This is a genomic window from Streptococcus infantis (genome assembly GCF_047460825.1).
GTDB lineage: Bacteria > Bacillota > Bacilli > Lactobacillales > Streptococcaceae > Streptococcus > Streptococcus infantis_V.
The window spans coordinates 1-9,363 of record NZ_JASHFO010000046.1 but is presented as its reverse complement, the minus strand read 5'-3'; the positions used below and the strand labels follow the sequence as shown (position 1 = coordinate 9,363).

At 38.6% G+C, this 9,363-nt stretch carries 5 protein-coding genes; 2 read left to right on the top strand and 3 right to left on the bottom strand.

All coding sequences use genetic code 11. The features are described 5' to 3' along the window. Positions 1–332: 332 nt before the first annotated feature. Positions 333–2,315, bottom strand: a complete 1,983-nt coding sequence (locus QM911_RS09470) for a peptide ABC transporter substrate-binding protein (RefSeq protein ID WP_414313838.1) — start codon at positions 2,313–2,315, stop codon at positions 333–335. A 223-nt stretch (positions 2,316–2,538) separates the two neighbouring features. Here QM911_RS09470 and QM911_RS09465 point away from each other — a divergent pair, with 223 nt between their 5' ends. Beyond that, complete coding sequence (locus QM911_RS09465) at positions 2,539–3,021, top strand: S-ribosylhomocysteine lyase (RefSeq protein ID WP_000032544.1); 483 nt, start codon at positions 2,539–2,541, stop codon at positions 3,019–3,021. A 55-nt stretch (positions 3,022–3,076) separates the two neighbouring features. Here QM911_RS09465 and QM911_RS09460 read toward each other — a convergent pair whose 3' ends face one another. Both QM911_RS09460 and pflB read right to left on the bottom strand, forming a co-directional pair. Further along, positions 3,077–5,179 (bottom strand): AAA family ATPase, encoded by a 2,103-nt coding sequence (locus QM911_RS09460; protein ID WP_414313837.1) that lies wholly within the window; start codon positions 5,177–5,179, stop codon positions 3,077–3,079. A gap of 404 nt (positions 5,180–5,583) precedes the next feature. Further along, positions 5,584–7,899 carry a formate C-acetyltransferase gene (gene pflB / locus QM911_RS09455; RefSeq protein ID WP_049503040.1) on the bottom strand — a complete coding sequence of 772 codons (2,316 nt, stop codon included), beginning with the start codon at positions 7,897–7,899 and terminating at the stop codon, positions 5,584–5,586. Between the two features lie 236 nt (positions 7,900–8,135). Here pflB and dinB point away from each other — a divergent pair, with 236 nt between their 5' ends. Next, positions 8,136–9,197, top strand: a complete 1,062-nt coding sequence (gene dinB / locus QM911_RS09450; protein WP_414313836.1) for a DNA polymerase IV — start codon at positions 8,136–8,138, stop codon at positions 9,195–9,197. Positions 9,198–9,363 lie beyond the last annotated feature (166 nt).

Genomic DNA, 9,363 nt, shown 5'->3' with positions numbered 1-9,363 from the left:
AAATAAATAATCTGTAGACGTTTGTGATATTTGGCGTACGATGAATCTCTTAGGAGTTGTTCAATTTTTTGTGTTTCTTCGTTTGTAAGTTTCATAACTACTATTATAAGATGTTTTTTGATTTTAGTCCAGTATTAAATAGTCGGGAAAACTGTTGAAAATTATAGATAAAAGTTACCTTGTGTTTATGTAGTTTATCTATGAACTGGGGCGTGACTTAGAAAGTCTATTCTACTACTTCAATGCAGTGCTTGAACCAATAACCAAAATGTCAAACTGATGTCTCAGGAATGATATCAAAAGGCCAGACTTTTTGTCCGGCCTCTTTTTTCTTATTTGACATGGTTTGCAAGATCTTCTTGCGCTTTTTTATTAGATTCTTCTTTTTCTTTCTTCCATTTATCTTGAGCTTTTTGATATTCATCAGCAGTTACTGGTTTATCTTGAAGTTCAAGGTATTTGTACAAGAGGGCTTCACTAGTTCCCTTGTTACCTGAGTAAGCAAATGGAAGTGTGAATGGTACCATCTTAGACAACATTGGACGTCCAGTTTGAGAAGTTGTTGGAATAATCAATGCACTATCTGTCAACCAAGCTTGGGCTGCAGCATATTTATCATAACGTTTTGAAACGTCAGTGTCTTCATTTCCAGCTTCAACAACCATCTTTTCGTAATCTTCCAAACCAACTTGTTTGGCAGCAGCGTTATTTGTACCTGAATCAAATCCTAGGTAAGTCTTAGTATTTTCACCTACTGATGGTTTGATGATATCAAGGTATGTAGATGGGTCGATGTAGTCTGGAGACCAACCAACGTTATCTGAAAGGTCCCAATCTTCACCGGCAGCCGTTTCAGCAAAGTAAGTAACATTGAGGACTTCATCTTTTTGTAGTTGTTGGATATCAATAACGACATTGTCAGTTCCTAATGTTGCTTCAAGCGATTGTTTCAATGATTGAACACGTTGAACTTTTGTAGTATTGGTTTGGTCAACAGGCATATCCAAATGGATTGGGAATTGAACACCTTCCGCTTGGAGAGCTGTCTTAGCCTTAGCAAATTCTGCTTTTGCTTTTTCAGGATTGTAAAGACCGTCTTGAGCGTCGTCTAGATTAACATCTTTCCACTCATCACCATAGGTAACTAATTTTTCCTTAACTAACTCTCCAAAGTTTTTACCATCTGCTTGAACAAATGTTGGTGGTACGAACAAGTTACGAAGGAGTTTGCTTGCTCCACTTTCTCCATTAACTTGAGAAGCATAAGCTGTTCTATCAAAACCAAAAGCAATAGCCTGACGGAAGTCTTTGTTAAGGAGGGCTTTCTTAGTTGAAGTCTTTTGCTCATCTGTAGTCTTAGAAGTATATTTGTAAGACTGACGGTCAATATTTGTACCAACTAAGAAGGTTGAAGAATCTTGTGGTGTATAAACGATATTGTCTTTAAACTCTTTTTCAAGTTCAGAGTAGCTTCCACTTGTTGGGAAGAGACGAGCCATTGAGAAACTACCATCTTTAAAGGTTTCTGCAAGTTTATTATTGTCTTGACCATCCCAGAATGAAAGTTTTACTTTATCAATATGAACATTGTCCTTATCCCAGTAGTTTGGATTCTTTTCAAATTCTACTGAAGATTTTGCTACTAATGATTTCAACAAGAAAGGACCATTATAAAGGATACTGCTTGGATCAGTTGCTTTGGCAAAGTCACTTCCTTTAGAAGTAAGGAATTCTTCATTGACTGGTGCAAGAATTCCCATGGTTGTCTTAGAGTTCCAGAAGCTTTCTGGTTTGTTCAAAGTGTATTGAACTGTTTGATCATCTACAGCCTTGATTCCAACTTCTGAGAAGTCTTTAACTTCACCTTTTACATAAGCATCAAGACCTTTAATAGATTCTTGAACAAGATAAAGGGCTTCTGACTTATTATCAGCCGCATATTTAAGACCTGTTACAAAGTCTTGCGCTTTCACTGGCGCATACTCTTCGCCTTCAGAAGTATACCACTTAGCATCCTTACGGATTGTGTAAGTGTAAGTTAACCCGTCTTTAGACACTGACCAATCTTCTGCCAAAGATGGCACGAAGTTACCGTAGCGGTCATTCTCCATCAAACCGTCAATAACATTACTTGTGATATTAGCAACCGCAGCCTTACCAGTTGTCAAATAGTTGAGGCTGTCTGGGTCAGTTTCATAAACATAAGAAAAAGTTTTCTCACCTTTTGCACTAGAGCCTGAACCTGAACAAGCTGCCAAAACACCTGACGCTAACAGAGTCACTCCTGCTAGGGCCATTACTTTTGAAAATTTCATAATAAACTCCTTTATGACTTTTTATACATTATAGTCCCTTTTTTGCTAAGTGTCAATACAATTTTCAGAATTTTTCAAATTGATTTGAAAACAATTGCCATTTTAAAATTATTTTTTACAGTCAGTCACTTTTTTGGCATTCATATTTGAAAAATCTCTTTGCTAGCAGTTTTCAAGTAAATCTTTATGATATAATGAAAGGAGAAAATTGAAAGGAAATACCATGTCAAAAGAAGTTATTGTTGAAAGTTTTGAGCTTGACCACACCATTGTTAAAGCACCTTATGTCCGTTTAATCGGAGAAGAGACAGGTCCTAAAGGAGATATCATTTCTAACTTTGATATTCGCTTGGTTCAACCAAATGAAGATTCAATCCCTACTGCTGGTCTTCATACGATAGAGCACCTCTTGGCCAAACTCATCCGTACTCGCATTGACGGGATGATTGATTGTTCACCATTTGGGTGTCGTACAGGTTTCCATATGATTATGTGGGGACGTCATACTAGCGCAGAAATCGCTGCTGTCATCAAGGATTCACTAAAGGAAATCGCTGAGACTACAACTTGGGAAGATGTCCCAGGGACTACCATTGAATCTTGTGGCAACTACAAGGATCACAGCCTATTTTCAGCTAAGGAATGGGCAAAATTGATTCTTGAACAAGGAATCTCAGATGATGCCTTTGAACGTCATGTCATTTAACACAAAAGAACCAGTTTTTTCAACTGGTTCCTTTTTTGATTCGCAAAACTTTGATTTAGGCTTTTTCACGAATGACCAAGACACCATCTTCCATGTCGGCTTCAAGGTGTTTAGCATCCAAATTATCTAAGTGGAAGTCTGTTACTTTGTCACGGATTTGTTGTTCAACTACACGACGGAGTGGACGAACACCCATTACTTCATCATAACCTTCTTCAGTCATGTATTCTTTAGCTGCATCGCTCACTGCCAAGTCGATTTCTTTCTTAGAAAGAGTCTTATTAACATCAATCAACATTAAATCTACAATCTTAGAAAGATCTGCCTTACTCAAGTGTGAGAATTCAATCACAGCGTTGAAACGGTTGAGGAATTCTGGACGGAAGTAAGGTTTCAAACGATCCATGAGTTCTGGTTTATCCGCATCTTCTGTCAAGTTCGCTTCATAGCCAAAGCCAGCATTTGAAGTGGCGATAATCACTGTATTCTTGAAGTTTACAGTGTTACCTTGACCGTCTGTCAAACGACCATCATCCAATACTTGAAGAAGAAGAGTAATCACTTGAGGGTCTGCCTTTTCAATCTCATCAAGAAGGACAATTGAGTATGGATTACGACGAACACGTTCAGTCAAAGTGTTGTTGTTATCATCGTAACCAACATAACCGGCTGTTGTACCAATCAATTTAGAAACAGCTGTGCGGTCGTTGTATTCTGACATGTCCAAACGGATGATAGCATCCTTAGTTCCAAACATATCAAGAGCCAATTGTTTAGCCAACTCAGTCTTCCCAACACCAGTAGGACCTACAAAGAGGAAGCTACCGATTGGACGGTTCCCTTCGTCAAATCCTGCACGGTTACGACGGATAGCACGTGCTACTGCTTCAACAGCCTTATCTTGGCCGATTACCTTAGTTTGCAAACGGTGACCCATATCTTTCAAACGTTCGATATCAGTAGCACCCATTTGTGAAACAGGAATACCTGTCATACGTTCTACAGACTCAGCTACGTCATTAACAGTCGCTGTAACCTTGTGATCTTCTGTATGGTTGGCAATTTTCTTTTCCAGTTCTTCAATACGAATTTTTGCATTTAATGCCGCTTCATAATCCTCTTTAGCAGCTGCAGCTTCTTGTTTAGCTTTTTCTTCTTCAATTTCATGCTCTACAGCATGTACATCTGTCACTGGGTGTTGTGCTGCCAAGTGAGCAGCTGTTACATCGACTAGGTCAATAGCCTTATCTGGCAAGCTACGTTGAGGAATATATTGTACTGAGTAATCAACAGCAGCTTTCAGCACTTCATCTGGCAAGATAACATTATGGTGTTGTTGATATAGATCACGAATCCCTTGGAGAATCTTGAAGGTATCTTCAGCAGATGGAGCATTGACCTTCACTTCATTGAAACGACGAGCAAGGGCAGCATTTTTCAAAATAGTGTTGCGGTATTCGTCTTGAGTTGTTGCACCAATCACTGTCAATTCACCACGTGAAAGAGCTGGTTTCAAGATATCAGCAAGACCTTTAGATCCTTGACCATCACCTGTGCTACCTGCACCCAGGATTTGATGGATTTCATCGAAGAAGAGGATAACATTTCCAGCTTCTTTGACTTCGTTTACCAAATTTTGAATATTTTCTTCAAAGCTACCACGATATTGAGTACCAGCTTCAAGACCTGAAATATCAATAGAGATAATTTCTTTATTCTTGATTGCTGCTGGAACATCACCATTCACGATAGCTTGAGCCAAACCTTCAACTACAGCTGTTTTACCGACACCAGCATCACCGACGAGAACTGGATTATTCTTTGTGCGACGAGAAAGAATTTCAGAAGTTTCTTGAATCTCCTTATTACGTCCAATAACCGGATCTAACTTACCTTCACGAGCTTCTGCTGTTAAGTTACGTCCAAGTTTTGCAAGAATCCCATCTTGTTTCATAGCTTTACCTTGAACATACTGAGCTTGTTCACTTCCTTCGCTTGGAAGTTGACCGGTTTGACGGTAAATAGCGAATTCTTCAGGCGTTACTTCACGGCCGTTAATCAAGTAACGACGATTTTCAGAACTATATCCACGCATACCACCCATTAATTGGTTAAATAAATCATCCATATTGTTAAAGTTATTAAAATTGTTATTCATATTTCATACCTCGTTTGTTTTCAAAATTAGTTAGTCAAATCACTTTGACTTTCCCTGACCTTTGTTTTAAAAAATTTAGACTAGCTATTTGCTACTCTACGTATAATTTCAGGTTTTTCTTTATCCGATACAAATTTTGTCATTGGACTTCTAAAAATGCTAATGTTAAACATAGGTTGCACCTCTTTTCTAGGTTTTACCCATACTTTGATCTTAAGATAGAATACACAACTACCTTAAAATCAAGGTTTTCTAAGGATTTCCTTATCCTTATGTTCTTAGTTTATCATTTTAGTCAGTAATAGTCAAGAGATTTGACCAATTTTGACCAACTTTTTTAAAATATTTTTTTATAGCAAAAAAACCAGTCAAAGTGACTGGTTTTGATTTACTATTTATGAATCTTAGCTCAATGCATCATCCATTGAAAGAACTTCGTGGAAGACACGTTGTGTCAATTCAGTTTTTTGTTCTGGAGTGAGGTACTTAGTATTTACACAGTATCCTGAGATACGTACGATTACGTCTTCACCTGACATGATCTTTTCGTAAACATCGTTCAAGTCCATAACGTTCAAGTTAACGTGTTGTCCACCGTTTTCGAAGTAACCATCAAGGATTGTTACCAAGTTATCAACTTGTTCGTCACGAGTTTTACCAAGAGCGCGAGGTGATACTTGAGTTGTCAATGAGATACCATCAGCTGCATAACCAAAGTCAAGGCTAGCAAGTGAGTTCAAGTTTTGCAACCATCCACCTTTAGCTTTGTTAGATGGGTTAGCACCTGGTGAGAAGAATTCAAGTTTAGACAAGTTCACTGAACCATCTTCGTTGAGGTATACACCTTTGTGGACTGGAGAGTTACCAGTTTGTTTAGAGTAAGCAACGTTAGATGTGATTGTCAAAAGTGATACAGTAGCTTCTGCGTCTTTGTAAAGTTTGTGGCTACGTAGACGAGTTGTGTAAGCTTCGATCAACCATTCTGCCAATTCGTTTGAACGTGGATCATCTTCACCCCAACGTGGGTATTCACCGATTGTTTCGTAATCGTAGATGTAGCCATTTTCGTCACGGATTGGTTTAACTGTAGCGTACTTGATAGCTGACAATGTATCAACAGTGTTTGCGAAACCACAGATACCGAATCCCATGTTAGCACGTTGTTTAGTTGGCAAGAAGGCCATTTGAACAGCTTCGTAGTTGTACTTATCAGTCATGTAGTGGATGATGTTCAAAGCATCTACGTAAGTGTCAGTCAACCAGTCAAGAGATTTTTCAAAGTTAGCTTTAACTGATTCGAATTCAAGGACTTCGTCACGGATTGGTTCGATGTCAAATACTTTGTAGTCTTTATGAACATCGTCGTAACCACCATTCAAACCAGTAAGAAGAGCTTTAAGAACGTTAACGCGAGCACCGAAGTACTGGATGTTGTGACGTTGTTCTTCGTTTTCTGGGTCAAGTGGAGATACACAACATGAGATACAGCTCATTTCACCGTATCCGTCTTTAGCCATTGTTGTAACACCTTCGTATTGGATTGAAGAGTGTTTGTGGCTCATGTGCATACAGTAGCGACGGAAGTTGTATGGCAATTTGTCAGTCCAAAGAACTGTCAAGTTTGGTTCTGGAGAGTTACCGATGTTGTCAAGAGTGTTCAAGAAACGGTAGTCCATCTTAGTAACACGGTGGCGACCGTCGTTACCCATACCAGCCATAGAAGTTGTGATGAAGGTTGGGTCACCTGAGTACAATTGGTCATAAGCTTTTGTACGAGCAAATTTAACTGTACGAAGTTTCATAACGAAATCATCAACAAATTCTTGGATTTCTGATTCAGTAAATGTACCACGAGCAAGGTCACGTTCTGCAAAGATATCCAATACGATTGGCACACGTCCAAGAGATGTAGCCGCACCGTTGATAACACGGCAGACAGCCATAAAGGCAATGTTAACCCATTGGATAGCTTCTTTAACGTTCATCGCTGGTTTACGAACATCAACTCCGTAAAGGTCACCCAAGCGTACAACTTGTTGCAATGCTTGGTATTGAAGGTTTACTTCTTCACGAAGGCGGATTGTTTCTTCATCGATTTCTTTGATTGCATTCCAGTCGTTTACTTTTTCTTGCATCAAGTAGTCTGCTCCGTAAAGAGCAAGACGTGCGTAAACACCGATAATACGTCCACGTGAGTAGGCATCTGGAAGACCAGTTACAGTGTGAGCGTGACGAGCGCGACGAATGTTTGAAGTGTAGGCACGGAAGATACCGTCGTTAACTGTTGTTACATATTTAGTGAAGATTTCGTGAACAGCTGGATCTGGTTCGTATCCATTTTCTTTCAAAGTTGTTTCAGCCATACGGATACCACCTTTTGGCATGAAGTTCAATTTGAAGAGTTCATCATTTTGGATACCAAAGATCACTTCGTTTTCTTTGTCGATAAATCCAGCAGGAATATCAGCAATAGAAGTTGGACGAGTGTCCATTGGGAAACGAGTTTCTTCGTAGTGTGCTTTAGTTTCTTCTACGATTTTTTTGATGTGAAGTGAACGTTCTGTTGGTCCTGCAAGGAAGCTTTCGTCTCCATCGTAAGGTGTGTAGTTAGCTTGTACAAAGCGTGATACACTTGCTTTTTCTTTCCAGTCAACACCTTTAAAGCCTTCCCAGGCTTTGTCAAAAATATCTTGTGCTTCAACAACTGTCTTAACAACCATGTTAATTCCTCTTTTTTCTTTCTAGTAACAGTCATCTGTTACATTCATGTATTCAGTATACCACACAGTAAACGATTTCAACAACTAAAAACTCACTTTTTTAACACTTTCTTTTCTAATACAGTTCAAAATATTTCACAAACTGTATTATATTTTTGAAAGAGGTTATTTGATTTTCATTTTTTCAGAAAAAGAGTATAATAAAATTAAACAAACTAGCACTGAGAGGTTTCTCCATGTTGATTTTTCCACTAATGAATGATTTATCTCGTAAAATCATCCATATTGACATGGATGCCTTTTTTGCTGCTGTTGAAATTCGAGACAATCCCAAACTTAAAGGGAAGCCGGTTGTGATTGGTAGTGACCCTAGAAAAACTGGTGGTCGAGGAGTTGTTTCTACCTGTAGCTATGAAGCGCGAGCATTTGGCATCCACTCAGCTATGAGTTCTAAAGAAGCCTATGAACGTTGCCCTCAAGCCGTTTTCATTTCTGGAAACCACGAAAAATATACTGCTGTCGGTCAACAGATTCGAGCTATTTTCAAACGTTATACGGATAATATCGAGCCTATGAGTATCGATGAAGCTTATCTAGACGTGACTGAAAACAAACTCGGCATCAAGTCCGCTGTTAAAATAGCTCGACTAATTCAACAAGATATTTGGCAAGAACTTCATCTGACCGCTTCTGCTGGTGTGTCTTACAATAAATTCTTAGCTAAAATAGCCAGCGATTACCAAAAACCTCGAGGTCTGACAGTTATTCTCCCTGATGAAGCTGAAGATTTTCTCAAACAAATGGATATCGCTAAATTCCACGGTGTAGGTAAGAAAACAGTTGAAAAATTGCATCAAATGGAGGTATTTACAGGTGCTGATCTTTTAAAAATTTCTGAAATTAGTCTCATTGATCGTTTTGGTCGACTCGGTTTTGACCTGTATCGCAAAGCTCGTGGCATTGATAATTCTCCCGTCAAGTCCAATCGCATTCGTAAATCTATTGGAAAAGAAAAAACTTATAGTAAAATTCTCAATCTAGAAGAGGATATCAAAAAAGAGCTAACTCTTCTTTCGGAAAAAGTTGCCCTGAGTCTTCAAAAACATGAAAAATCTGGAAAGATTATTATTTTAAAAATCCGCTATGCTGACTTTTCTACAATGACTAAGCGGAAAAGCTTATCTCAAAAGATCCAAGATGCTGAAACTATTTCACAAATGGCTATCCAACTTTACGAATCTCTGACAGATAAAGATAAAGACGTTCGCTTATTGGGTGTCACTGTGACTGGATTTTAAAACCTTGAAGGAAGCAGCTTCCCTCAAGGCTTTTTTCTTAGGCTCTATAATATTTGTAGTGGGTAAATCCCCTATGGATATTATGGAGCCTATTTTTGTGTAGAAAAAAAGTCCCATATGACCTATAATGAAAAGCGATCAAACAACTCATTAGAAAGAATCATAT

Excerpts from the sequence above, each read along its gene's own strand:
- QM911_RS09465 (WP_000032544.1), top strand. The coding sequence starts at position 2,539 with ATGTCAAAAGAAGTTATTGTTGAAAGTTTTGAGCTTGACCACACCATT.
- QM911_RS09470 (WP_414313838.1), bottom strand. The coding sequence starts at position 2,315 with ATGAAATTTTCAAAAGTAATGGCCCTAGCAGGAGTGACTCTGTTAGCG.
- QM911_RS09460 (WP_414313837.1), bottom strand. The coding sequence starts at position 5,179 with ATGAATAACAATTTTAATAACTTTAACAATATGGATGATTTATTTAAC.
- pflB (WP_049503040.1), bottom strand. The coding sequence starts at position 7,899 with ATGGTTGTTAAGACAGTTGTTGAAGCACAAGATATTTTTGACAAAGCC.
- dinB (WP_414313836.1), top strand. The coding sequence starts at position 8,136 with ATGTTGATTTTTCCACTAATGAATGATTTATCTCGTAAAATCATCCAT.